Source organism: Martinezella calliandrae, from assembly GCF_030272695.1.
Classification (GTDB): Bacteria; Pseudomonadota; Alphaproteobacteria; order Rhizobiales; family Rhizobiaceae; genus Rhizobium; species Rhizobium calliandrae.
In genome coordinates this window covers 118,653-143,636 of sequence record NZ_JARFYN010000009.1, presented here as the reverse complement: position 1 = coordinate 143,636, position 24,984 = coordinate 118,653, and the positions used below count along the sequence as shown (strand labels likewise).

Genomic DNA, 24,984 nt, shown 5'->3' with positions numbered 1-24,984 from the left:
TACAAAATCCTGGCGAAAAGATGAAATCTGCCTTCATTCAATACCTTCGCTCCAGGATAGACAGCAAACAGACAGGTTGGTCGCATTAGTCCAGTCTCTGCACCACCACCACCATTGCCTGCCGAGCAATATGGATCATTCCAAGCGCTTCATAAGGCCCGTCGCCCATGGTGTCGGCTCATGCTGCGCGAGGCCTCCTTTTCAATCGCGTCAGCCCTGCGCTTGAGTGCAGCAACGTCTTCTTCTGGCACAGGACACTAAATTCCGGTAAACCGCTCACCTTGGTTGGTGATGTCGCGCGCAACGCAACTTTCGGCACGGCAAAGACAGGACATTCCATGCGCGTGTTATTGGTCGAAGACAATGGCAAGCTCGCCGCGGTGACACATGACGCCATGCGCGCCCATGGCTTCACCGTCGATCATGTCTCTAATGCGCATGATGCCGAAGAAGCCGTCGCGACGATCCATTACGACTCCATTATATTGGATCTTGGTTTGCCAGATCGTGATGGCCTGACGCTGATCGAACCGCTGCGAAAGATTGCTCCGTCGACTCCACTTTTGATCCTGACCGCACGCGATGCGTCAAGTTCGATTATCGATGCCCTCGACAGTGGTGCCGACGACTATCTTTGCAAGCCATTTGTGATGGGGGTACTGATTTCTCGTCTGCGCGCAATCATGCGTCGCGGCGAACCTCGTCACGGCACAATTTTGCAGCTCGGTGACGTCACATTTGATCCAAGCCAGTATTCCGCCTCCGTCGGCGAGACGCCACTATCCCTCAGCCGCCGCGAATTCGCCGCCCTGCACCTTTTTTTGCGCCGCCCCAATCATGTCCTGTCGAAAGCGGAGGTCGAAGAAGCAATCTATGGTTTCGACGACGAACTGAGCTCCAATGCCATTGAGGTTCTGCTGCATCGATTACGCAAGAAGCTTCAAGCGGCAGGATCGGCTCTCTACATCCACAACATGCGCGGCATCGGTTATATGCTTAGGGAAAAACGACCTTGAAGCGACCGCGCCTCACACTTCTGCAGCGGTTGATCCTGGCAATGTCGATTGTTGCCTTCGTCGCGATTTGCGCAAGCGCAGTGTTCCTGTACTTCCGCTTCCAAGCCTCGAATGAGACGTTTCGCGAAGAGACGCTATCAACCTTTGCCGAGAATCTCCGCCACGAACTGGTCGCGGACCCGCAGCTTTCGAGCCCCAATGCGCTGGCTCTCAAGGCACGTATTCATGAGTTGCGAGGCCAATATGCCGTGGTGGGCAGCGCCGGCGAAATCATTGCTTCTTCCGGTCTCCAGGAACCATTGGTTCCCTATGCTGGTGATCATACCAAGTATTTTCAGCTTCCAGCCCATCAAGGACAGAAGACGCTGTTTGGAGTTTCCTTGCCAATCGCCCAGGGTGGCTTGGCAGGCGTCATACAGGTCGCCTTCCCGAAAGAGCACGTCCTCTTTGACAGCATCCTTGAGGAATTTGTCGGAGACATTGCCTGGATCTGGATTCCGTTCGTGCTGATACTCTTGGTAACAAACATTGTTGTCTTGGGCTTTGCGCTGAGGCCGCTGCGCGTCGCAGCGCAAGAAGCGGCGAAAATCGGCCCTTCGAGTATTGCGACACGTCTGACAGAAAGCGGCATGCCGAACGACGTGCTCGCATTGATCCGATCGGTAAACGCGGCCCTCGACCGGCTCCAGGGCGGCTTTTTATCGCTGGAGCAGTTCTCTGGGCAATTGGCTCACGAATTGCGCACACCACTGGCGATTGCCAAAGCCCGCCTATCCCTCTCGCAGGACCATATAGCACGTGCAGTCGAGAAGGATTTCGAAGACGTCGAGCGCGTCATAACCCAACTCGTCGACCGAGTGCGTGTCAGGACACTGCATTATGAAGCGACCGACGTCGTCGATCTGGGAGCGGTCGCCGCCGATGTCGCCCGTTATCTTGCCCCAGCGGTCGTAGAGGCTGGCCGCAATATCGAGTTGAGGACCGAAGGCGGTCCTGTTCTTATCAGCGGTGCGAGGGATTTCATCTTTCGAGCCCTTCGCAACCTCGTTGAAAACGCATTGCATCACAGCCCTGAAAACGGAGTGATCACCATCGTTGTCTTTAGCGGTGGAATCAAAGTCATGGACCAGGGTTCCGGGTTCCCGCAAAGGCGCCTGGACGGCGGCAGCGAATTATTGGGTGAAACAGATCGCAAGGACGGATTGGGCCTTGGCCTGGCCATCGTGGCCGAGACCATGGTCGCGCATCACGGACGGCTGCTATTGGCGAATCTTCCGAGCGGCGGAGCGGTCGCGACCTTGGCTTTTGACCGTAAAATTCCTGCGTCACGGACCTGAGTGAAGTCCCGGTGTCGGTTCGGGCTCAAGCGCGACTTGCTGCGCACGACAAGTTGGCCGGCAACCACCCTCATTTGAGCGAGTACCCGAGCGGCGGTCCTCAGGGGAGATATCTACGTATCAACGTTGGCGGAACGATCGATTTCATTCGTTGACCTGTGTCACGTCCTTGACCATATCCTCTCCGGGAGGATAGGAGAATTCAGCTTCCCATCTGCGCATGAAAAGGCGACGAGGATACATGTTCACGACGATCAAGGAATGGTTCGGTTTTGGCGCGCACCACCATCATCACGATCACAGCCATGCCGATCATGGCCATTCCCATTCGGAGGCGAGAGGGCACGGCCATACCCACGGTGTCGTCGATCCGAGCATAGCCACGTCGGAACGCGGTATTTGGGCGATCAAGTGGTCGTTTGCCATCCTCGCTATCACGGCGATCCTGCAATTGATCGTCGTCTTTGCCTCCAGCTCCGTGGCACTTCTGGCCGACACCATCCACAATATCGGTGATGCCACCACGGCCATACCGCTCTGGATCGCATTCGCCTTGGTCCGGCGTCCGCCGACGGCGAGGTTCAATTACGGCCTCGGCCGCGTCGAGGACCTGGCGGGGATGCTGATCGTCCTCATCATTCTATTCAGCGCCATCGTGGCTGGATACGAGGCTGTCGATCGGCTATTCCATCCGCAGCCGATCATGCAGCTCGCCACCGTCGCTGTCGCTGGTGTGATCGGCTTCATTGGCAACGAGGCCGTGGCGATCTTCCGCATCAGGGTCGGCCTCGAGATGAACAGCGCTGCACTGATCGCCGACGGTTACCATGCCAGGACCGATGGCCTGACAAGCCTTGCGGTTGTTGCCGGCGCGGTCGGCGTCTGGCTTGGCTTTCCGCTCGCCGATCCGATCATCGGCCTACTCATCACGATCGCGATCTTCGGTATCGTCTGGCAGTCGGCCCGCGCCGTGATCACGCGCAGCCTCGACGGAGTGGAGCCGGGGGTCGCCGACGACGTACGGCATGCGGCGGAGCACGTCTCCGGCATCAGAAGGGTGAAGGACGTCAAGGCCCGCTGGCTGGGCCACAGGCTGCATACGGATATAACGGTTGCCGTCGACGGTGCGAAATCGGTCGATGAGGCGAATGGAATTCTGTCGGCCCTGAGGGCGGAGCTGAAAGCTCACCTGCCGGCCCTCGGTTCCGCCACGATCCAGTTAGACACGACTGGAGCATCACCCAGGGCTGCGGACGGACACGACCATCATGCGCCCGAACCGTTCAAGGTAGAATCGCCGCTTGCGGCGGGCCTTCTCGAGATCGTCGATACGCCGCAGGGCGAGCGGATGCGCCTGAATATCTCCTCATATGCCCATGGCCTGCAGGTTACCGTAGAGATCAAACGTCCGGGCGGTGTGATCGAAACGCTCCCGCTCATCCCATCGCCCGACGACCACCATACCCTCCAAAGCACCGAGGCTCCGGCCGAACCTCACGAGTTCGACGCGGTCCTCAAGCTCATCGCCGGCGATCGGATGGACGAGCTTCCCTTCCGGATGGAAGAGCCGGAAGGGCACCACCATTGAGCGGCACGCTGCTTCTCCCTTGCGTCTCGACGACGCCTCCGGCAAGGATAGGTCCCGGTATCAACGACTGCGCGGCAGACGTCGCCCGGACGAAACGCGCGGATGAAATTCGGCGTTCGCAGCGTTGCGGCCCTCCACCGGCTCGGCACGGCGCCGTCCGTTGACACCAATTCCCTCCTGCAGGATACAGACGGCATGACAGAACACACGCACGCAACCCACCCGGAAATCGTCAAGCGGCTCAAGCGAGCCGAAGGACATCTGAAGAGCGTCATCGCCATGATCGAGGGCGGCAAGCCATGCCTCGACATCGCGCAGCAGCTCTCCGCGGTCGAGAAGGCGATCACCAACGCGAAGCGGACTCTGATCCAGGACCACCTTGATCACTGCCTGGAGGAGACGGTCGGCGCGCTTCCCAGGGACCGGCGACAGTCGATCGACGAGTTCAAGACCATCACGAAATATCTCTGAGTAGATGAGGGGTTTCTCCGGGCGGCTGGAGACCCTAGCACTACTCTGTGGGCAGGCTCATGCCTTGCAGCAGTCGATTGTTGCACCAAGCATTTTGAATTCCATAAGGAAACAATGTGAGATTTATAAACGTTGTATAAATGTGTGGCGTGCGGAGCCAGCATCACTATGAGATTTTGATTTCTTCGAGCATGCGCTCGAATGGAATACTAATGCCATCCTCTCCAATTTCGCCTGCACAACCAATTTTGCGAATTGGAGCATGCGATGTACTTCGAACTCAAGGACGCCACCGCCGGCATCCTTGCCAAAAGCCGCCTCCATGACGATCTCTGCGATCTTCCACTAGACCTGATCGGTTCGGAAAGGGAGGCATACGACATCCAGGCGACCGCGCAGGATATTTTGGGTTTCGAACGAAAGGGCTTTGCGATCATCGGTACGAGCGATGCGTCGCTCCGGGCGCTGGGTCTGACGAAGCCGGTCTATTCCGAAATACCTCCTCTGTCGCTTCTTTCCGGCGTAAAGGAGCTCCGGCTTCCGCCCGGAGCGATGGGCGTGCAGTGCGAATTCGCAATCACGATGCGCCGAACCTATCCCGATGCCGGCGAGCCGATCGATATCGAAACTTTGAGCGACGCTGTCCGGGACTGTCGGCCGGCGATCGGCATCATTGGCCGCAGAACCCGCCGGACATTCGCGGGTAACAATGCCGCGATCGCGGACTTCGGCCTGCATGCTGCCACGATCTGCGGCGATGAACTCCACGACGTCTCACTCGGCGAACTAGCGGAGATCGACGTCACGGCCTTTCTGTTCAGGCAGATTGTCTTTTCCGGAAAGTCGGCGTCGGTCATGGGTCATCCTTTGAACGCCGTTGCCTGGCTCGCTAGACAACTTGCCGCGAACGGCCGTCAGCTCGAACCCGACGACGTTGTCGCGACCGGTTCCTGCACGACAATTCATCAGGTCTCGTCAGGTCAGCATCTGGCGGTCGACTTTGGCCCACTTGGCCAGGTCGAGTGCGTCTTCGCCTGAAAACGGAATTCGAAAGGACATAAAATGCAGCCGCAACGGAGGCCATTCGTGGTCGAGATCAAGAAGAAAAGGCCGCTACGACCGAAGCCTTCAGCCGCAAAGGTGGAACCTGGAGCAAGAGGTCCTGCAAACCTTGTCGTCAACCGCGAGGTTCGCGCGTAATGGTCAGCCGCAGCATCCCGCACGAATATTTCGTTCTCAACGGCACCAGGGGCGTCGGGCCGGTCGTGGGTCACGTTAGCGGCAAGCCGATACGCGGCTCCGTAATCGACAGGAACGGCAGCCACTACCATTTCGTCGGATTGGCCGTGCGCGATCGTCGGGGACGGCTCGACGTGATGTCGTTGCGTCGTGGCGAGTGGATCGTCGCACCGGACCTAATCTACGAAGAGGCCTAGCTAAGCTAGAGCAGACCGCAAACGGCTAGAGGCGCGGCAGTACCGCGCCCCCGAAACGATCACGCCGGAAAAACCGGCGTGAGGGCCGGACGGAACGAAAGCGACTTCGCCGGTCACCGCGATTAATTTAGACTACGAGACGCCCGCCCTTGGTCGATCTCTCCGCATATCGATAGAATATCGTCGACAACGCAAGCGAGCGGCGCAGTGGCGTCAATGGTCGTCGCGCTCTTCGGAATGTCTTCTTTCGTCGCATGCAGCCGTACAATCATTTCTCGTTCGGCTGGTTTTCCACCAAACTCGTCTTCAGGTCTGCCGGCAAGCCTCCCCTTCAACGTGTCCAAATCGACGTCGAGAACGAAAACCCCGTCAAACAGATCAATGAAGTGATGGAAATTCCTCGAGCCGCCGCAGAAGAAGGAGATCGGGTGGCTTTGATCAGCTACCAGTGATTTGACTTTGTCGACATCCCAAAGGTGGCGCTGGTGCTGGACGACCACATCCAGAGTGTTCTGCTCAAGCGCATAGCCATCCAGCGGTTCACCTGTCTGGAGATCGCCCTGATAAGCCAACTGACGATCACCGTGGATGGCGTGGTAACCGCGCTGCTGCAGTTCGGTGGCAACTGAGGTCTTGCCAGACCCGGAAACGCCTTCGATCAAATAATTCCTGACGCCCATCTCTCTCTCCGTCTATCGATGAAACGCAACTTCGTTCGACCGCCTGACGTCTCCGCGTCAATAAGAAAACCACCAATTGTCCTCTCATAACGGAACCTGAGTTTGATGTTTGCTACCTAGCATGTAGCGTGCGGCCGGGCCTAATTGCCGTGAGACATCGCCGCCTGTGTTTCGCTCAGCCGCAGCATCTCCGCCTTGGTGACCGACCGTAGCCGCGCCCATTTCGGCTGGTGATCCGTATCCGACGATACGATCGGCATCATCGATGACAATACGAGAGCGATTTTCGGACGTAGCTATGTTGCAGAACCCGACGCTCTGGTCGAGAAGTGCTATTGCCGAGGCTGATACTCTGCTACTGACGGTGCCGATCCAGCTTGGCGTCGACGACAACGCACATGTCACAGAATCCATCCTCAACCATGTCGCTCCCGCGTTAGGTTGGCACTAGGACGCGGATCGATGGTTGCCCTTGACGAAAAAGGTAGTCCGAAACCGATTGCAGAGGTCTAGTATTCTGCCGCTTTGGGTTGATGTCACCATCTTCATGGAGGATGATCCAAACAGTTCGGCGGCCTGCCGCGATCCACTGATCTTCTGTCTGGGTCGCCCGTCGCCACGTAACCGGCCAAGATAATTGCCGTTCAACGAACCTGAGGAGGAAGCAAGATGACGGATCTGCCAACTCTAACCGCGGTCGAAACCACGGAACTGGTCAGGAAAAAAACGATCTCGCCAGTCGAGACGGTGCGCGCAGCCATCGAGCGCATCGAACAACGAAATCCCAGCATCAATGCGGTGATTTTTACGGATTTCGAGGGTGCTCTCAATCAGGCGGCCGACCTCGAAAAACGCATCATGCGCGGAGACAACGTTGGTCCCTTGGCGGGACTACCATCCCTGATGAAGGACCTCTTCGATTTCAAACCCGGTTGGCCTTCGACCCTCGGCGGCATTCCCAGCTTGCGAGACTACCGCCCAAACGTCTGGAGCACGTATCCGCGGAAGATGGAAGCGGCCGGCGCCATTCTCCTCGGCAAGACGAACAGCCCTGTCATGGGGTTTCGTGGTACGACCGATAATCCTTTGTTCGGGCCGACCAAAAATCCTTTCGAGCTGTCGAAAAACAGCGGCGGATCATCGGGAGGAAGTGCGGCGGCTGTGGCCGACGGTCTCGTTCCCGTCGCCGGAGCTTCGGACGGGGGCGGGTCTATTCGCATTCCTGCATCATGGTGCGGAGTGGTGGGGTTTCAGCCGTCATTCGGCAGAGTTCCGCTGATCACCAGGCCAAATGCCTTCGAGGCGACATCGCCCTTCGTTTATCAGGGGCCAATTGCGCGCACGGTCGCTGACATCGCGTTGGTCATGGATAGTTTGGCCGGCTATGACCCGCATGATCCTTTCAGCATCGCCACTCCGACAAGTTTTGCAGAACCTCTTCCATTTGCTGGCCTTGCCGGTAAGCGGATCGGGTACACTGCTGATTTTGGAATATTTCCGGTCGAACGAGAGGTGGGAGACTGTGTGGCATCGGCAGTCCAGGCGTTTGCTGATGCCGGGGCAACCATCGATGAAGTTCAGTTGGTATTGCCGTTCAGCGTGACGGAACTTAGCGATCTGTGGTGCCGCCTCATCACGGCGGGAAGTTGCGCGGCCTTAAGAAATCTGAAGCACTCCGGCATCGATCTTCTCGGCGACAACAGTGATGAGATGCCGGAACCGCTGCTGCATTGGCTGCGTCGCGTGTCCGAGCAGTCCCTGGAGGAAAGACAACGTGATCAGGAAATGCGCTCGATCGTCTTCGATGCCTTCGCCGATCTATTTCTTCACTATGATCTGATCGCCTCCCCTACCACCGCCGCCTTGCCGGTCGACAATGCTACAGGCGGGCTGACGAATGGCCCGAGCCAGATAAACGGCATCGAGGTCGATCCTCAAATCGGTTGGTGCATGACCTACCTCACGAACATGACTGGTAACGCAGCCGCTTCGGTTCCCTGCGGAATGTCTAGGGGGTTACCGGTGGGGCTGCAGATCATCGGCAGGCGTTATGGCGACATGGATGTGCTCGCTGCTTGCGCAGCCTTTGAACGGCTTCGCCCTTGGAAGAATACCTACAAAATCACGCAGGCCCGAACTCTGGTCGCCTGACTTCAGCTCATGCTCGCCGCAATTCGCGGGGACGTTGCTCGCCCTTATGGCGGGTGCCAAATGATAATCTTGGACCCAAGATCAATTTTTTAATCGCCGGATAGTGGACAGTGTTTCCTCGAAACCGAAGCTTAACGGGCTCATGAAGCATCGCTACCTTTCAAGCCAACGAAAGGTGGATGAGATGTCAATACGACCCGTTAAGCATGAAAGCATGGCCGTTCCGACAATGGAAGGCGCTGGGGTGAAGCTCCACCGCGTCTTCGGTTTTGGCGAGCCGTCAATGACCGACCCCTTCCTGATGATGGACGACTTCCGCAACGACAACCCGGCGGAATACATACGCGGCTTTCCCTGGCATCCGCATCGCGGCATTGAGACGATTACCTATGTGCTCGCCGGCACCGTTGAGCATGGGGACAGCCTCGGCAATCGCGGCCTGCTCGGCGCTGGCGACATCCAGTGGATGACGGCCGGCAGCGGCATCATGCATCAGGAAATGCCGAAGGGCGATTTCGCCGGGCGCATGCATGGCTTCCAACTCTGGGCCAACCTGCCCTCTTCACTTAAGATGACGGCACCGCGCTACCAAGACGTCAAATCGACCGACATTCCCGTCGTTGTCGATGATGACGGCACGGCGGTGCGCGTCATTTGCGGCAACTTCTGGGGCAAGGCCGGTCCGGTCGACGGCATTGCTGCCGAACCGATCTATCTCGACGTATCCGTACCGCCGGGCAAAAAGAAACGGTTGCCGGTCGACACCTACCGCAATGCCTTCGCCTATATCTTTGCCGGCTCCGGCACTTTCCGCGATGCGTCGAAACCCTTCGGCGTGCGCGTGGAAAAAGAAGTGGATGGCGAGGAGCTGAATATTCGCGACATGTCCGGCAATCGTACGCTCGTTGTCTTCGATACGGGCGACGAAGTAACCGTACAGGCCGGCGAAAAGGGAATCCGCTTCCTGCTGGTCTCCGGCAAGCCGATCCAAGAGCCGGTCGCGTGGCATGGACCGATCGTCATGAACTCCCACGAAGAGATCAGGCAGGCCATGCGCGAATTACAGAACGGGACTTTCATCAAGGCGGGGCACTGAGGCGCCCGCCCGCCGAACAGATGAATCCCGGAAACCCGGCCGGCTTTCTGAGCCGGTCTCGGGCAGCGGCCAGTGAGCAAAAAGAACAGCATCACGCTGCAGGGCGGCGACGTAAATGCGCCGGTCGTCATCTCAAATGTTGGCCGGGGCGTGGCCAATACCGATGCTGTCAACGTCGCCCAATTGAACGATGGGATCACACAGGTTAGATCCTACACGGATACCCAGGTTCAATATGGCATCAACACCGCCAACGCCTATACAGACCAGAAGTTTGGCCAACTGAACCACGAGCTAGGGGACGTTCGCTCGGAGGCTAGGCAGGGGGGCTGCAATCGGGCTTGCTGTCGCATCGCTTCGTTATGACGATCGCCCCGGTAAGCTGAGCGTTGCGGTCGGCGGCGGCGTCTGGCGGGGTGAAGGCGCCTTGGCCTTCGGCGCCGGTTACACCAGCGAAGACGGGCGAATTCGCGGCAATTTGTCAGGCACGGCAGCGGGCGGGTAATTGGGTGTCGGCGCTGGTCTCAGCTTCACCTTGAATTGAGCCCGACATGTTAAAAGGAGCGTTCTTTGGCGTCCCGGCTTTCGTGGTTTGCTTACTCCTGTCCGGCCCACACGCGGCCGGACAGGAGGCAAGTCCTTTCGGCTATCGAATAAAGCCTTCCGAAGTGGTGGTGCCTCCGGACGCAAAGCTTGGCGACTATCAGAGGACCATTCGTCCCTTCGAAAACTGGACGCTGATCTGTGACGAAAACCTGAAGGTTCGCCAGCGGGTTTGCAACGTCACCCAGATTATCGAAGATCAGGCAGGGCAGATCGCTTTCAGTTGGTCGCTTGCGGCCACCAAGGCCGGCAAGCTCTATATGATTTTGCGTACGGCGCCGATTGCCAAGAGCGATGGCGTTATCTCGCTAAGCTTCGAGGGACGCAAAGACCCGGTACAAATCAAACTCGATGGATGCAGCCAGGTGGTTTGCATTGGCATGTTGCCGGTGGGAGCCACAATGCGTGAACAGATTTCGAAAAACGCGGCGCCGACGATCTCCTATCCGACGACGGATGGGAAGACGATCAGCGTGACCGCGACCCTCAAAGGCCTTTCTACCGCCGTTAAGGCGATCAATTGACGGATGGATTTCCAATGAATCAGCAATCAATTCACGATCGAATCATGTCCCGGAATGAGAGCAGCGTTGCTCTACAGAGCGCAGCCGACGACCAAACGCGTCCCAAGCGGAACTGGTGGAAAACGGCGGTTCTCTCACTGCTCGGAATTGCCGTTGTCGGTGCTGTCGGCTATGCCGCCTGGCGATACGATGCGGTCGTGAATTTCATATCGCGGCCGGCGGTCGCTGAGACGAACGACGCCAATCAAGCCCTGGCCGACACGCCATTTCGGCAGCATGCCAAACAGGCTGGTTTGCAATCCTGCTCCACGGTCTTCCCGGTTCTCGGAGAGTTGCTGACAAACGGCACCCAATACAATGTGCAGTCGAACTGGAACAACGATGCCGCGGATAAGCATGCTGTGGAAGCGCTTGTGGGCATGAGCTATGCCTCCCAAGGCTATAGCGGTCCGGCTGCGGGCATCGTTTTTGCTGCGCCGATCGCATCAGGTTGCGAAGGCGCGATGGTTCGCGTGGCGCCGTTTGTAGCCCCTTGCACAGATATTCCGGCCAAGTTTCCGAACGGAAGCAAGCTCGTCAACAATCTCGGGCAGATCAGCGTCAGCGTCTATGAACTTAGCAGTGGCGGCAACGCGATGCTTCTGCCGACCGGAAACAGTTGCGTCGTCATTTCCGTGGCCTCGGCAGCAGGAAAACAAGGGAGCGCAAAATGAGATTCAGGTCTGCCGCTGCGGCGATAGGCATGTTGATTATCTCTAACGGCCATCTGGGGGCAGCCGATCTCTTTAAAGCAGACGAGCCACCAACTCCCCCGCCTCAAGAGGAGCGCGGTATCTGGGCGGCCATCGCCTACTCTACCCCCGATGAAAAGCACGGCTTCTTCTGGGGCGCCGACAAGCGGCAAGAGGCCATGGATATCGCACGCAACTATTGCAAGCGGAATGGAGGCAGCGCGTGCGTTGTGGTGAGCGTGTTCCGCAATCATCGGCATTGGGACGATGAGGACAACACCGGTTTTCCCTATGAGCATTGCGGTGCGCTGGCCGTGGGCAAGGAAGCGGGAAAGCGCATCACGCCCTGGAGCGCAAAATCGGCACCAACCCGCCGGGAAGCTGAAGACCTTGCCATGAAGGCATGCGAGATCTCAGGAATACAATGCAAGATCCGCGAATGGGTATGCACATGACCCAATCGCGATCTTTCATTTTCCCAGAGCTGCCGCCGAAACATGCCTTGGGCATAGCTCGCGCGAGGTTCACCCTTCTTTGTTCGGGTATGATTTTTATGCTGGCTCAGGCAGCCTTTGCTCAGTCGGCTCTGCCAAACGGAGCATCGGCGCTGCAGGAGACCTATCAGGACTGGCGGGTTGCATGTAACGCAGTCGATAAGGCACCGGCCTGCGTAATTTCCCAGGATCAGACGCAACAGAATGGTCAGAGGCTGCTTGCGGTCGAGATGCAAACGCGCCCCGACGGCAGCGCGGTCGCAACGCTTCTCCTCCCGTTTGGGATCGTCCTCAATACCGGCGTGACGCCGAATGTCGATGATCAACCGCCTCTCAAGCCGGTGCGTTTCCGCACCTGTTTGCCGACCGGATGTATTGCCTTACTTCCCGTCGATTCAGCGACACTTACAAAACTTCGTGCAGGCTCCCGGCTAAACCTGAAAGTTACGGCTGATGCCGATAAGGCACTGAGCTTTCAGGTGTCGCTGCGCGGCTTCTCAGCCGCCCTTGATCGTGTGGCCGCCTAGAGTGCGCGATAGGCGCGCGAGGCGGCAATTCCGCGTTGAGGCAAGGAGCATATCTCGCGTCTCTGAAGGCGGGGTATGGCGTTCGGCTCGGTATCATGTCCGAGGTGTTTGCAGCTTGCGCATTCTTCGTTGTGAATGTCGGTGTGCATATCGGGAGAAACGAGCACCTCAAGACGGCCTGGGCATTGGCCGCGGTTTTCGCGACAGAACTGGCTTCTGCCAGATCGTACCTGGCATTCTCCAGCGCCTTGAACGCCAATCCTTCCCGCCACATCTTCCTGGCCATCATTGCCGTCACCGTGGTTTGCCTGCGCCCGATGACGATGCTGCTTATTGGCAGCGAACATCGTCAGCGCCCATCCACGGTGGACCGACAATCGCGGCAAGCTTCCTCGCAAATTGAGGGGCCGACTCGCCTCTTCAGGCAAACACCTTTCCACCGACTTATAATCGCAAAATAGCGTCCCTATATATCTCGCAAATCATCTTTCTGCCCAAGGACAGAACAACCGATGTTCAGTGCAGTACCGCGTTTTGCTCAGATCGCAGCCATTGTCGTGCTTGCCGCCGCCTCGTGCCTTACAAGCTTTGACGATGCCAATGCACGTCGCGCCGGCGGATTCAGTGGTTTCGGCAGCCGCGGAACGCGAACCTTCGATGCTCCCGCCATAACGCGGACCGCTCCGACGCAGGCCGCGCCCATCGATCGGACGATGACGCCTCGAACGCAGCCGCAGACCGCCACCCAACCGCCGATTAATACGCAGCAGCGTCCCGGCCTGTTCAACGGTTTCGGCGGGTCGATGATCGGTGGACTGATCGCCGGCGGCCTTCTGGGTATGTTGATTGGCCATGGTTTCGGTGGCGGATTCGGTTTCCTCGGCATGTTGCTGCAGGTCGTTTTAATCTTCTTGGCCATCCGCTTCGCCATACAGTTTTTTGCCAACCGTCAGCAAACTCGCTATGCCGCACCAGGATCGAATGCGTCATACAATGCCAACGCATCGCAGCGTCCCTCCTTTTCCATCCCTCCGATCGGCGGCGGAACGGCGACGGCCGCACCGAAAACGCGACAGGCCAATGACGAGATCGGTTTGTCGCAAGCCGATCTCGACCGTTTCGAGCAGCTTCTAACGGAAATCCAGTCGGCTTACGGTTCTGAGGACTACGCCACCCTGCGCCGGCTGGCGACGCCTGAGGCTATGTCCTATCTGGCCGAGGAGCTTGGCGAGAACGCGACCAAGGGTGTCCGCAACAGTGTCACCAATGTTCGCTTGCTGCAGGGCGACATTGCCGAAGCCTGGCGGGAGGGTGGTGCCGAATATGCCACACTGGCAATGCGCTATTCGAGCATTGACGCGCTCGTCGATCGCACGACCGGCCGACTGGTCGACGGCGACGATCGCAATGCCTCGGAAACGACCGAGATTTGGACCTTCGTGCGCAAGCCGGGTTCGGACTGGAAGCTCTCCGCCATCCAGGGCACGGAGCTTCACCGCGCGTGATCCTGCGCGTCATTGGATGTGTCCGGCAATCTACAATAAGAGCCGGCCTATTCCTCCAGTATAGGCCTATCCAGTAGAAGGCTGGGAGCCTCGTTGGCGAATTGAGGCTTCTGGCGCTGGTCCATCGGCTGTCGCTCAGCGGCTTCAAGACGGGTCCTCACCCAAAACGGAAGCTTTCACGAGGTTCGTGATGACGCCTATCCACTATCTTCCCGATGGCTACAGTGGCATATAGCCACCGATCCAGAGCCAGACCCCTGCGACGAGCATGGAAAGGATCGTCATCGGCAGTCCGGCCTTGGCGTGATCGCGAAATGTCAGCCGCACGCCCTGGACAGCCGCCCGTTCGGCGACGATCAGGTTGGCGAGGCTTCCGACGAGGAGCAGGTTACCGGCAAGCGTTGAAAGGACGGCGAGCCCCACCAAGACCCCCTCCGGAATTCCCTGCCAGACCTTCAGGATCATCACGACGGCAGGAACATTGCCGATCGTATTGCTGAGCAGCAGCGAAATCGGCACGAGCGATGAGACGCGATCTGGCAACAGATTATAGGCCGCCAGTGTACGAACGGCCTCTTCCGGAATTCCGGTTCGGGCAAACGCATCGTTAATAACGAACAGCGCCGCAAACAGGATGAGCAAAGGCACGTCGATTTCATCGAGAAGCTGCCTGCTCGGGAGCGTGCGGCTGACAATTAGTGATGCGGCGACGAGAAGGGCGGAGATCTCCCGTGGCAAAGGGGAGGCAAACAGGATGAGCAACAGAAGCAGCGCCGCACCGCATATGCCCACCTGAAGACGGTCGAAGGACACTGCCTTGGACGGAGCGTCTGTTGATGGTGCCTTGAGGTTTGCCCGCCAAACGTAAGCCACGCATGCATAGCTGATAACGAGGCCGGCGAGAGACGGGATAGCAGCATCAGCGAAATAGCCCCAGAAACTAAGCGCACCTGCCTGTCCGATGAGGATATTTTGAGGGTTGCCGATCAGGGTCGCCGCCGAGCCGGCATTGCTTGCCGCGGCGAGTCCGAGCAGGAAGGGGCGAGGATCGAGATTGCGCGCAGCAAGGCCAGCACAAAGTGGCGGGGTCATTGCGAAGACGACGATGTCGTTGACGAGAAAGGCCGAGAGGATGCCACCAATGGCAATTGTCAGAGCCAGCAGCAGTCGCGGCCGTCCTGCCTGGCGCGCAATCCACGTGGCAACCTCGCCGTAAAAGCCGCTTGCCCCAACTCTGGCAGACAGGATCATCAGTCCGGCGAGTAGCAGCAAAGTCGGGAAGTGAATGGCCTCGCCGATCGTACCGCGCGGAGCCGCGCCGGCCACAACGAGCACGACGGCGACGATCAGTGCGATGCCGGCTCTATCGATGCGCAGTCCGGGGACACGCCCCAGCGCCATCCCGAGATAGGTGAGGCCAAAAAGAATAGAAACGACGTAAGTCATCGAAAAAAAGGGCTCCGAGGAACAAGGGGGTATTCCTGACGCTAGCATCAGCGCACCATCCAGAACAATTCTTGTTCCGGCCCATCCACGAACGATTTCAATGAACTGCCTGCATTCTGGTCGGTCGATTTCCGCCATCACGCGCAAGATCAGACCACAGTACCGTTATTTAAGAAGCTATTCCGCATTATTGGCGGCCAGGTCGCGCTCGATTTGCAGCACGATTTTTCCCGGGCGCTCGCCGTCTTTTCGCAGCAGAATGACAAGGGTTCATTTCTTCTTGCCTGGACGAAACGACAGGAGCCGGCCGCCTGTCTTTGCGAGGACTTTTTCCACGACTTCGGTGCAATCGGCGGCACGATCTGTAACGGGAGTTGCTCGCGGCGTTTGGGCATATGCGGGAACCGAAAGGATAGGAAACATTAGAAATGCACCTTGAATCCAATCATGCGATCGCGAGTTTTCAGCAGTGTACGGGCGGGCGGCCCGAGAAAACGAGCTTCACTCTGCAAACTGTAACCGCGGTAGTCGATGCGTGGTGCGGAATAAAGCTGGTTGGAACATTTAGGTAAGAGCTTTCCTCTTTATAGGCTTGGCTGGATCACGATCCTCCAAGTTCTTCGCAACCCCTGTCAACACGACATCTCCGCCCTTATTGATGAGCGTGCCGTGAACTATTCCGGCAACGATTGCGGCTGCGCCTTTCTCTATAACAAGATCCTTTCCAATACTTCCGTGAAGTTCGAACCGGCGACCAGGTGGGACCGTCAACGTGCCGGTCACCGACCCATAGAATCGCACGTCACGATCCAAGATGATTGAGCCGTCGATGCTGACATTGAGGTCGTCCATGTGCTGACCCTTTCAACCGTTGAGATTTAAGATATGCTTTGCAACCATAACGGTTGCGGTATCCTGGCTTGGAGCCTACCACCGGTTCTCCACTAGCGGATACGATTAAAAAATATATCATGCTGTGATACAAATAAAGGAAATTTTGGAATGTCTCCCGGGAAGCGGCTCAAGAGCTCAAGCAAACGTGAAACGTCGACCGACAAGGCGCTCGAACCTGGCGTCTACGAGGGTCTTGCGGGTGTGCGCCTTGTCGTGCGGCGGTTTCTTTCGTTCAGCGAGGCCGCAGTTTCCGAAGCGGGAGTGACGTCTCAGCAATACCAGGCGCTATTGGTCATCAAGGTTGCGCCCGGCGGCCAGATCAGGGTGCGTGATTTGGCCGATCAAATGCTTATTCAGCATCATGGCGCCGTACAGCTCGTAGACAGGCTCACGACCGCGGGGCTGGCATTGCGGATCCCCTCGCCTGAGGACAAGCGAAGCGTGCTCGTCGGCCTCACTCCTCAAGGAGAGGCCTTGGTCGAGCATTTGGCAAGAACCCATTTGCGAGGAATGCTGGCAAACGAGCGACTGCTCATCGAATCTCTCAAAAGGCTCCGTCGCCTGGCAGAGTTGGATTGAGGCAAGATGAAGTTGGACTTTCCGATTCCACCCCATGCTGCTTGTCATGCGCTAGGCCCTCCGAACGAGGAAATCTTCCATCGCAGACTGGTAATTTCGAAGCAAAGCCTCCGATAACGTCAGGGTTTGCGATCCTGCTTTGTAGGCAGTGTCGCTCCGGAAAGTTGCGCATAGACTCGGGCGACGGAGGCATCGTCATCCCGCCCCATGCCGGCACCGGCAGCGGCCAGATACATTTGCAGCGCAGCGGCTGCGATCGGTGCTGGATACCGTTCGGCGCGCGCCATATCCTGAACGATCCCTAGATCCTTGACGAAGATCTCGATAGCGCTGAGCGGGCTGTAATCGCCTGACAACACATGCGGAATGCGGTTTTCAAACATCCATGAATTGCCCGCCGACGCCGTGATAACCTCGTAGACCATATTCAGATCAAGGCCCTGTTTGGCGGCAAGGCTGATCGCTTCGCAGGCAGCAGCGATGTGGACGCCGGCCAACAGCTGGTTGATCATCTTGAATGCGGCCCCCGTGCCAGCCGTCGGTCCGAGTTCGTAGACTTTCGACGCTATGGCATCGAGTGCCGGCCGCGCCTTTTCGAACGCTATGGCTGAACCTGATGCCATAACGGTCAATTCGCCGCTCCCAGCCCTTGCGGCACCCCCGGATATCGGCGCATCGAGATAGTGCCGGCCGTCCTTTTCCAGCCGCTCGGCCAGCTTCCTCGCGATGGCAGGATCCATCGTCGCCGAGGAGATGAAAACGCCGGCAGGAGACATTGCCGCCGCGACGCCGTCCTCACCGAAAAGCACCGCCTCGGTTTGCGTGGCATTGACGACCACGGAAACGACAATGTCGGCCCCTTCGGCGGCCTCGGCCGGGTTCCGGCCGCATCTGCCACCCTGCCCTAGAAATCGATCCATCGACGCCGCGGAAACATCGAAACCGCTCACGTCCAGCCCCGCCCTTCGAAGCGACAGCGCCATGCCGATACCCATGGAGCCGAGGCCTATCACGGCTATCCTGGGCTTTCGGTCCTTATTGTCTGCTTGGGCTGCCATCGATCATCCTCCTCACTGGCGGTATTACAGAACCTGCACTAGAGCGCGGCTCAGTCTCCCAACGTTAGCGATCTGCCTTGAACGAAGCGAGAGCAATATTGTCGCGCAGTTAGTCCCCTTTTTCTGGCAGCCGGATATACTCAACGCCGATCGCCGCTGTAAACTCGTGGTTTATGGTCGGCAGGCATATTCCGAGATGGTAAAGGCTTTTGGATGGCTCCCTCGCTGTTGAAGTTGAAACGAGCATATGAAGAGCCCGCAAGCGAAGACGGGCGACGAGTGCTCGTTGATCGGCTATGGCCACGCGGTCTATCCAGGGGTGAAGCGAAGCTTGCTGACTGGATCAAGGATGTGGCCCCATCGCCCGAACTCAGGAAGTGGTTTGGCCATAAGCCGGAACGGTTCGCGGACTTTCGGGAAAGGTACCGGCAAGAGCTGGCATCAAACCCGGCCGTGCAGACGCTTCGCCATTTAGACGGGCCCGCGACGTTGCTGTACGGCGCAAAGGATCCGGTACACAACCACGCAGTCGTGCTTTTGGAATTTCTCAAAAACATGGAAGCTCACGGCTCATAGTCCACAGCGATTTTTTTTCGCGACACCCCCTGCCCATCGACAAAAAGCGAGTCGCGACTCATTATGGTATTGCGGTCTTCGAGGAAGAATTCGGCCGCTGAAATGCAACCACTTCTGCCAATGCCAAAGCCCTAATATAGACATCCCTTTCACGCAGAAGCATAGCTAACTTACGGGAAACATGAGGAAACCTGTCGTTCCCTTTTCTGCCGAGCGACGTCGTTAAGACGACGCAAACCTTATTTTGCTGGACGTAAACACAGAATCATGTCCTTTGTTAGCGGGCGGTGGTCGATAGAACGACTGTAGACCGCCAAGAGGGACAGATGGCGCTAACAAGACAAATCGAGCAGGAAGATACTTTTTCCGAGGATGCTGCGACCAAGATCGTCCGGCACGCGGGTATGCTTTCGAACCAGCTCCAGGCGCTGCGGCAACGCATGTATCCGCCGCGGGCAAAAAAGAGTCTCCGGCACTTCATGACGAATGAAGTCTCCAAGTTGACCTCCATTCCCGATTCGACCCTAAAGCTCTTGTCCAATGAAGGCCGCGGGCCAGTCCCGAGCCGCCTTGAAAACAACCATCGCGCCTATACGCTGCAGCAAATTAACGAGTTGCGCCTCATGTTTGCCGAGCAGAAGCCCTCGGACGCGTTACGGTTTCTCCCCTATCGGCAAGATAAAGAACATCTCCAGGTTCTCGCGGTTGCAAACTTCAAAGGCGGCAGCGCCAAGACGACGACCAGCGTCCATCTTGCGCAATATCTTGCGCTCCACGGTTATCGCGTCCTTGCGATCGATCTCGATCCGCAGGCCTCACTTTCGGCGATGTTCGGATTCCAGCCTGAGCTCGATGTGCAAGCCAACGAGACCATCTACGCCGCATTGCGATATGACGACGAACGTCGGCCGATGCAGGAGATTATCCATCAAACCTATTTCGATGGCATCGATCTTATTCCCGGCAATCTCGAGGTAATGGAATATGAGCATGAGACGCCTCGTATTCTCGCCCAACGACTGGGCAGCCGCGAAGGAATGTTTTTTGAGCGCCTGAAGCTCGCCCTGGACGAGGTCAATGATCGCTACGACGTCGTGATTCTGGACACCCCCCCTTCTCTCGGCTTTCTGACGCTTAGCGCAATTCACGCTTCGACGGGGATGATTGTGACCGTGCACCCGGCAATGCTGGATGTATCCTCGATGAGCCAATTCCTCCTGATGATGGGGGATCTTATTCAGGTTCTGGGTGAAAGCGGTGCCGTGTTGAGGCAGGATTTTTTCCGCTATCTCATCACCCGCCATAATCCGAATGACCAGCCGCAGTCTCAGGTCGTGGCCATGCTTCGCCATCTTTTCGGCGACGACGTTATATTGCCGACTGCGATCGAAAGTACCGCAATTGAGGCCGCTGGCCTTGCCAAACGCAGCCTATACGAATTGGAGATGGGCCAAGTCGGCCGTGATACGCATCGGCGAGCCCGAGATGCGATGGATGCCGTAAATGAAGCAATGCTGGACTTGATAAAAAGCAGCTGGGGGCGTGGATGACGAAGCCCGCAAAAAGGTCATCGCTCGCAGCAAGCTTTGGCCTGCTCGCAGCCGACATCAACGCCGATACCAAAAGGAACCCCGAGCAACAGGCGCCTGCCCCGGTGCCCGCACGCGTGGGCGCCGGCGTAATTGGTGCCACCCATAAGGCCATCAGCGACCTTAGGGGCGAGCGTGATCGACTTCTTGCCATGCTGGAAGCAGGATCGGGTGGTTCGACGGAGATCGATGCTGCTTTGATCGACCCGTCACCTTTTCCAGACCGGCTTCCTGACGACAATGATGCATCCTTCGCCGAATTTAAAAGGAGCATCGAAGAAGAAGGGCAAAAAATCCCCATCCAAGTCCGCGTCCATCCGACGTTGACGGGCCGATATCAGGTGATTTATGGGCATCGCCGTTTGCGAGCCGCGCGCGAGCTTCAGCGCCCTGTAAAGGCGTTAATTTTGGAGATGTCAGACCGAGACCTTGTGGTTGTGCAGGGTATCGAGAACGCTTCGCGTCAAGATTTGAGCTGGATCGAACGTGCGCTTTTTGCTTGGCGTATGGACGAAGCCGGCATCCGGCCGAGAGACATTTATGCTGCGCTGGGCATCGACGACGCAGAGCTCGCGCGCATGCGCGCGGTCTATCGTGTCGTCCCCATCGACGTCATCCAGGCGATCGGTCGCGCACCAAAAATAGGACGGCCGCGATGGGTTGAATTCGGCGGATCGTTAAAGGCGAAACCGGGCGCATTGGCCGACATCAGAAAAACCCTGTCAACTGACAGGGTTTTGCAACTGATGTCCAATGAACGATTCAGCCAAGCCATGGGTGTTCTGAAGAACCCTGCCGCGGCCCGCCTGCCCGGCCGCAATCTTCTGGATCGGCGCGGTCAATCGCTCGCAAGGCTTCAAATTTCAAGGAAAGAGCTGCGACTGGTGCCAGAGTCCGAGCGCGGTACGCGGTTTGCGGCCTTCCTCGAGGGCGAAATGCCGGCGCTGATCGCGAAGTTCGATGCGACCGACGGACAGGATGATCCATAGAACCCTGTCAGCTGACAGGGTTTTCAACCCCGCGCTCTGCGTGGTTCTTGGAATAGACGTAGTATAAACGGAAGAAGCCCTCACGGCGAGCCATTCGAGAGCCTTTGTATTCTTGTAGCGAAGATATCATTGCTCTTTTGCCGCGACCTTCGATCTGTTTGGTATCCGCTGACAAGCGGGATAACTCGGTGGAAACACCGAGAAACCATGGTTGAAACGAAGAGAGAAAGGTAAGCGACGGCAAAAAGAAAAGGCCCCCAAACGGCGAACCATTCGAGAGCCTTTGCATTCTTGTAGCGAAGATATCAATAGCTCCCCCCGAATCAGTTGTCAATGCATCGAAGTCGTTTCGGTGGCCGTATTCGCTTTGCCTGCGATTAAAGGCGAAGATATGCACAAGACAAATTTCGTAACGACGCCTTTTGGGCGGCGGTCGATGACGCTTGCCATGTTGGCAAATCAATACGAAGCCAAGAGTATCGAACCCGGAAAATCCATCGATAAGTGGAAACTGTTTCGCGCGCTCTGCGAAGCCCGAATCGTGTATGGAATTTCCGACCGTGCGCTTGCCGTATTGAACGCGCTCCTGAGCTTTTATCCAGAGAATGCCCTGTCACAGGAAAACGGCCTGGTGATCTTTCCATCCAATGCGCAATTGTCACTGCGCGCACATGGAATTGCTCCCGCGACCCTGAGGCGCCATCTCGCCGCATTGGTGGGCGCAGGACTACTCATCCGAAAAGACAGCCCGAATGGAAAACGATATGCCCGGCGAGATCGGAAAGGAGAAATCGACGAGGCCTTCGGCTTCAGCGTCGCAGCTCTCATTGCACGTGCTGATGAAATCTTCGCTCACGCCACCCGGATCGCTGCCGATCGCGACCGCTTGCGTATCACCAAAGAACGTCTCTCAATCTGCCGTCGGGACATCGCAAAACTGATCGACATCGCGCTCGAGGAACAAGCACCTGGCGATTGGCTGATGGTACAATCAACCTTCCGCACGATTACGCGAACCATTCCACGCACCCCGCATATCGGCGACTTAAACGCGGTTCTCGAAGAGCTTGAGATGCTGCGCGATGAAGTGCTTATCCGATTGGAAAGACGACTGGAAACACAAAAACAAAGCGCCAAAGAATCCCAAACTGAGCGCCATATACAGAATACAAACCTTAAAAACATTTTTGAATCTGAACCGGACACTGGCCAAAATTCGGTTCAGGTTTTGATGCGCGACCTCGCCGACGATGAGCGCCCTCCTTTCGAGCCGCTCTCAAACCCTCATTTACGCTCAAGAGACGCATCTCGATCAGCTCAACCTGAACATGGACGATTAACAGCTTCACCGGCCGCTCCGGCGTCGAGATCTGCACCGCTCAAATCATTTCCGCTCGGTCTTGTCATTCAGGCCTGCCCCGATGTGGTGTCCTACGGTTCGGGTGGAAAAGTCGAAAACTGGCGTGACCTTATGACGGCAGCAATCGTCATTCGTTCCATGTTGGCCATCAGTCCATCGGTTTACCAGGAGGCATGCGACGTGATGGGCCCCCAAAATGCGGCGACCGTCATGGCCTGCATGCTCCAAAGAGCGGAACACATCAAATCTGCGGGTGGTTATCTGCGCAATCTCACACGAAGAGCCCACCGTGGCGAGTTTGCTATCGGCCCGATGCTGATGGCTTTAGCGCGGTCACGCGGGCTGCCGGAGCGACATGCGGGTTAAAGTATGTCGTCCCACGCGCCACAGGATAAGGTGGATGAAAGTTCCAACAATCTTGAGCTCGACTGCTCTCTCCAACCTTTGATGAGAGCAACGTTATCCTCGAGAACGACCATGCATGAGAGGCTATCAAAGGTGGCGGTGGCGGTAGAGATCGCGGGTTTGTCATTCGCTAAGGGCCGCGACGGAAGGCACTGTGTACTTCGTTTTGCCAACTGCGAAAAAGCCTAGATACGGGGGAAGGGGAGTGGATATTCAGCTTCTGTAGATCAGACACTTAGACCGCCATTGCAGCCGACATCCGCGCCAAAAGATCAATTATGTCATCTATTTCACTTTGCGTTCGGGCATTATTGTAGTAACTTCCTCCTCATCCAAACCGGTCTCAGCTTGGTCTTTCGCACCCTGCAGATCGTCGCCACTGGCAGCAGCCCTTAAATCGGAATTGGATCGCCCATTTGGAGTAGGGCGTAGCGGAAGTAAATATTCAGATCGCTTCCGTTTGGCAGCTTAGCTTAAATTTAACAGCCATTTAGATCCGCCGGAAAATTCGCGTCTGCGCAAGGTAGCTGATGCAGAACGGGGAGCGGAAGGCTCTCAGGACGCGTTCCCAAATCCTATCGGCTTGATCTTCTCTCCTATGTTCCGCTGGGTACCTCTCACCACAAAAAATTGCCGTTAGTTAGCGACGAGTTCAGCTGTCCGGAGCACTATGAAAAAATGCAATGCGGAGACGCCGAGCCCTCGTCTTTTTAGGTGCATTTCAATTGGCGAAATTCTGTGTTTAAACCTCCTCCAAAGGGGCAATTCATACCGGTGGGGAATGACGATGCGGCGCTTGACGCCTGTTGCAAAGTTTCTTTCGCTATTTGCTGTAGCCTCATCCAGCACTTCGGCCGCCGAGCTTCTTCGCGATGATTTCAGGTCGCCAACACTCAATCAGAGCCAATGGTGTTCCTGCCAGATCGACAATACAAATACGCCAGTGACATTCTCCGCCAATCCTGCCGACAGGAAGGATCATATTGCCGGAATTACTGTCAACGAGTCCTCGCTCGGCGGCAAGAGGTGCGAGCCTGCTTGCAAAATGCCGCAGGAGACGATGGCTGCACAACACCTGGTAACGGACATCAGCAGACCGGAGTTTCTCGGAACGAATTTTTTTGCAACAGCAAAGCCGAGGTGGGCGCCGACGGCTGGCGAGCCCGATCGATATTGCGACGAAGCCGCCTGGAATCGCGTCAAGGCAGCCCATCAGGAGGACGAATGCATTCAGCGTGAAGAGCTTCGTCTGCAGAAGCCCTTCTTTCGAAGATCCGATGTGCCGCTCCTCTATTCCTTCCGGTTCCGCATGCCCAAGGAGGTTCTGAACGATAAGGATTCCATTCGCTGGATAACGGCGCAATGGAAACAAGAGCCGATCAACAACAGGTATGAGCAGGAGTTCGAGGGCTGGTCGCCGAGCCCGTTTCTCGCGCAACGCTACGACGACGGCATCCTGCATGTCACGGTCCAAGACGACATGTGCAGATGCTTGATCGCGTCCGCGCCTGCGAAAGGGAGCAATCTCGTCTGGAAAGATGGCCCGCCGCGCTATTGCCAGTCCATCCGACCGCAAGATAGCAACGGAAAAGCTTGCACGCCCAATTTGAAGGTGGACTACGGGCGCAATCCCGTCCTGTCGACGCCGGCGGGGGAGTGGGTCGAGATGCGCTATCGTGTTCAGGCGGGCCGCGACGGCAGTGCATTTATCGAGATTCACCAGAACGGCAGGTTCATCGCCAGGATAACGGGCAAGATCGGGTACGAGCCCGATCCCTTATCTGCGCCAATGACGAAGTTTAAGATCGGCCAGTATCGCGACTATATACCGTCCTCCGACACCTTGGAGCTCGATTGGATCAGGATCGAGACTGCCGGGAAATAGCAGGCGTCGCCCTTGACGGGCGACGTCCCATAGCAAGTCGAATA

25 protein-coding genes and 2 pseudogenes are annotated in these 24,984 nt (G+C 57.2%); 22 read left to right on the top strand and 5 right to left on the bottom strand.

The window, feature by feature from the left end:
* The first annotated feature begins 338 nt into the window (after window positions 1-338).
* The 6 genes from PY650_RS09390 to PY650_RS09365 all read left to right on the top strand — a co-directional run bounded on the left by PY650_RS09390 (window position 339) and on the right by PY650_RS09365 (window position 5,848).
* Complete coding sequence (locus PY650_RS09390; protein WP_285878879.1) at window positions 339-1,016, top strand: response regulator transcription factor; 678 nt, start codon at window positions 339-341, stop codon at window positions 1,014-1,016.
* The gene (locus PY650_RS09385; protein ID WP_285878878.1) at window positions 1,013-2,353 is read left to right on the top strand and encodes an ATP-binding protein; all 1,341 of its coding nucleotides are present in this window, start codon (window positions 1,013-1,015) and stop codon (window positions 2,351-2,353) included. The genes PY650_RS09390 and PY650_RS09385 overlap by 4 nt, the downstream gene beginning before the upstream one ends.
* A gap of 241 nt (window positions 2,354-2,594) precedes the next feature.
* Window positions 2,595-3,941: a cation diffusion facilitator family transporter gene (locus PY650_RS09380; RefSeq protein WP_285878877.1), complete on the top strand. Its 1,347-nt coding sequence runs from the start codon at window positions 2,595-2,597 to the stop codon at window positions 3,939-3,941.
* A 195-nt stretch (window positions 3,942-4,136) separates the two neighbouring features.
* The gene (locus PY650_RS09375; RefSeq protein ID WP_285878931.1) at window positions 4,137-4,412 is read left to right on the top strand and encodes a metal-sensing transcriptional repressor; all 276 of its coding nucleotides are present in this window, start codon (window positions 4,137-4,139) and stop codon (window positions 4,410-4,412) included.
* A 267-nt stretch (window positions 4,413-4,679) separates the two neighbouring features.
* Complete coding sequence (locus PY650_RS09370; protein WP_285878875.1) at window positions 4,680-5,450, top strand: 2-keto-4-pentenoate hydratase; 771 nt, start codon at window positions 4,680-4,682, stop codon at window positions 5,448-5,450.
* Between the two features lie 161 nt (window positions 5,451-5,611).
* Window positions 5,612-5,848: a hypothetical protein gene (locus PY650_RS09365; protein ID WP_285878874.1), complete on the top strand. Its 237-nt coding sequence runs from the start codon at window positions 5,612-5,614 to the stop codon at window positions 5,846-5,848.
* A 122-nt stretch (window positions 5,849-5,970) separates the two neighbouring features.
* Here the strand turns inward: PY650_RS09365 and PY650_RS09360 are convergent, their stop codons facing one another.
* Window positions 5,971-6,528 carry an AAA family ATPase gene (locus PY650_RS09360; RefSeq protein ID WP_285878873.1) on the bottom strand — a complete coding sequence of 186 codons (558 nt, stop codon included), beginning with the start codon at window positions 6,526-6,528 and terminating at the stop codon, window positions 5,971-5,973.
* Window positions 6,529-6,696: 168 nt separating this feature from the next.
* On the opposite strand from PY650_RS09360, the pseudogene PY650_RS09355 reads away from it, so the two are divergent.
* The 10 genes and pseudogenes from PY650_RS09355 to PY650_RS09310 all read left to right on the top strand — a co-directional run.
* A pseudogene (locus tag PY650_RS09355) lies at window positions 6,697-6,979 on the top strand (flavin-dependent oxidoreductase); the annotation flags it as partial.
* Between the two features lie 218 nt (window positions 6,980-7,197).
* Entirely contained in the window at window positions 7,198-8,679 is a 1,482-nt protein-coding gene (locus PY650_RS09350; protein WP_285878871.1) for an amidase, read from the top strand.
* Between the two features lie 184 nt (window positions 8,680-8,863).
* Entirely contained in the window at window positions 8,864-9,775 is a 912-nt protein-coding gene (locus PY650_RS09345) for a pirin family protein (RefSeq protein ID WP_285878870.1), read from the top strand.
* 75 nt (window positions 9,776-9,850) lie between these two features.
* Window positions 9,851-10,280: pseudogene (locus PY650_RS09340) on the top strand (YadA-like family protein); the annotation flags it as partial.
* Window positions 10,281-10,326: 46 nt separating this feature from the next.
* A complete protein-coding gene (locus PY650_RS09335; protein ID WP_285878869.1) occupies window positions 10,327-10,902 on the top strand; it encodes an invasion associated locus B family protein in 576 nt (191 codons plus the stop codon).
* A 14-nt stretch (window positions 10,903-10,916) separates the two neighbouring features.
* Window positions 10,917-11,615 (top strand): hypothetical protein, encoded by a 699-nt coding sequence (locus PY650_RS09330; protein WP_285878867.1) that lies wholly within the window; start codon window positions 10,917-10,919, stop codon window positions 11,613-11,615.
* A complete protein-coding gene (locus tag PY650_RS09325) occupies window positions 11,612-12,088 on the top strand; it encodes a DUF4189 domain-containing protein (protein WP_285878866.1) in 477 nt (158 codons plus the stop codon). Before PY650_RS09330 ends, PY650_RS09325 begins: the two co-directional genes overlap by 4 nt.
* A gap of 98 nt (window positions 12,089-12,186) precedes the next feature.
* Window positions 12,187-12,654, top strand: a complete 468-nt coding sequence (locus PY650_RS09320) for an invasion associated locus B family protein (RefSeq protein ID WP_349644485.1) — start codon at window positions 12,187-12,189, stop codon at window positions 12,652-12,654.
* Window positions 12,655-12,749: 95 nt separating this feature from the next.
* The gene (locus PY650_RS09315) at window positions 12,750-13,115 is read left to right on the top strand and encodes a hypothetical protein (protein WP_285878863.1); all 366 of its coding nucleotides are present in this window, start codon (window positions 12,750-12,752) and stop codon (window positions 13,113-13,115) included.
* 51 nt (window positions 13,116-13,166) lie between these two features.
* Complete coding sequence (locus PY650_RS09310; RefSeq protein ID WP_285878862.1) at window positions 13,167-14,159, top strand: Tim44 domain-containing protein; 993 nt, start codon at window positions 13,167-13,169, stop codon at window positions 14,157-14,159.
* Window positions 14,160-14,378: 219 nt separating this feature from the next.
* Here the strand turns inward: PY650_RS09310 and PY650_RS09305 are convergent, their stop codons facing one another.
* Together PY650_RS09305 and PY650_RS09300 are read right to left on the bottom strand one after the other, a co-directional pair.
* Window positions 14,379-15,605 carry an SLC13 family permease gene (locus PY650_RS09305; RefSeq protein WP_285878861.1) on the bottom strand — a complete coding sequence of 409 codons (1,227 nt, stop codon included), beginning with the start codon at window positions 15,603-15,605 and terminating at the stop codon, window positions 14,379-14,381.
* 564 nt (window positions 15,606-16,169) lie between these two features.
* Window positions 16,170-16,457: a hypothetical protein gene (locus PY650_RS09300; protein WP_285878860.1), complete on the bottom strand. Its 288-nt coding sequence runs from the start codon at window positions 16,455-16,457 to the stop codon at window positions 16,170-16,172.
* A gap of 150 nt (window positions 16,458-16,607) precedes the next feature.
* Between PY650_RS09300 and PY650_RS09295 the strand changes: the two genes are divergently transcribed.
* Complete coding sequence (locus tag PY650_RS09295; protein ID WP_285878859.1) at window positions 16,608-17,078, top strand: MarR family winged helix-turn-helix transcriptional regulator; 471 nt, start codon at window positions 16,608-16,610, stop codon at window positions 17,076-17,078.
* Between the two features lie 119 nt (window positions 17,079-17,197).
* On the opposite strand, the gene ltnD is transcribed toward PY650_RS09295, so the two are convergent.
* Window positions 17,198-18,136, bottom strand: a complete 939-nt coding sequence (gene ltnD / locus PY650_RS09290; RefSeq protein WP_285878858.1) for an L-threonate dehydrogenase — start codon at window positions 18,134-18,136, stop codon at window positions 17,198-17,200.
* A 213-nt stretch (window positions 18,137-18,349) separates the two neighbouring features.
* Between ltnD and PY650_RS09285 the strand changes: the two genes are divergently transcribed.
* The 3 genes from PY650_RS09285 to repB all read left to right on the top strand — a co-directional run bounded on the left by PY650_RS09285 (window position 18,350) and on the right by repB (window position 21,290).
* Entirely contained in the window at window positions 18,350-18,712 is a 363-nt protein-coding gene (locus tag PY650_RS09285) for a DUF488 domain-containing protein (protein WP_285878857.1), read from the top strand.
* 326 nt (window positions 18,713-19,038) lie between these two features.
* On the top strand, window positions 19,039-20,262 hold the full coding sequence (gene repA, locus PY650_RS09280; protein WP_285878856.1) for a plasmid partitioning protein RepA: 1,224 nt from the start codon (window positions 19,039-19,041) through the stop codon (window positions 20,260-20,262).
* Window positions 20,259-21,290 carry a plasmid partitioning protein RepB gene (gene repB / locus PY650_RS09275; protein ID WP_285878855.1) on the top strand — a complete coding sequence of 344 codons (1,032 nt, stop codon included), beginning with the start codon at window positions 20,259-20,261 and terminating at the stop codon, window positions 21,288-21,290. The genes repA and repB overlap by 4 nt, the downstream gene beginning before the upstream one ends.
* 7 nt (window positions 21,291-21,297) lie before the next feature.
* Here the strand turns inward: repB and PY650_RS09270 are convergent, their stop codons facing one another.
* Entirely contained in the window at window positions 21,298-21,687 is a 390-nt protein-coding gene (locus tag PY650_RS09270; protein ID WP_285878854.1) for a hypothetical protein, read from the bottom strand.
* Between PY650_RS09270 and repC the strand changes: the two genes are divergently transcribed.
* Window positions 21,682-23,016 (top strand): plasmid replication protein RepC, encoded by a 1,335-nt coding sequence (gene repC / locus PY650_RS09265; protein ID WP_285878853.1) that lies wholly within the window; start codon window positions 21,682-21,684, stop codon window positions 23,014-23,016. The two genes, PY650_RS09270 and repC, sit on opposite strands and share 6 nt — an antisense overlap.
* 1,099 nt (window positions 23,017-24,115) lie before the next feature.
* Window positions 24,116-24,940: a heparin lyase I family protein gene (locus PY650_RS09260; protein WP_285878852.1), complete on the top strand. Its 825-nt coding sequence runs from the start codon at window positions 24,116-24,118 to the stop codon at window positions 24,938-24,940.
* Window positions 24,941-24,984 lie beyond the last annotated feature (44 nt).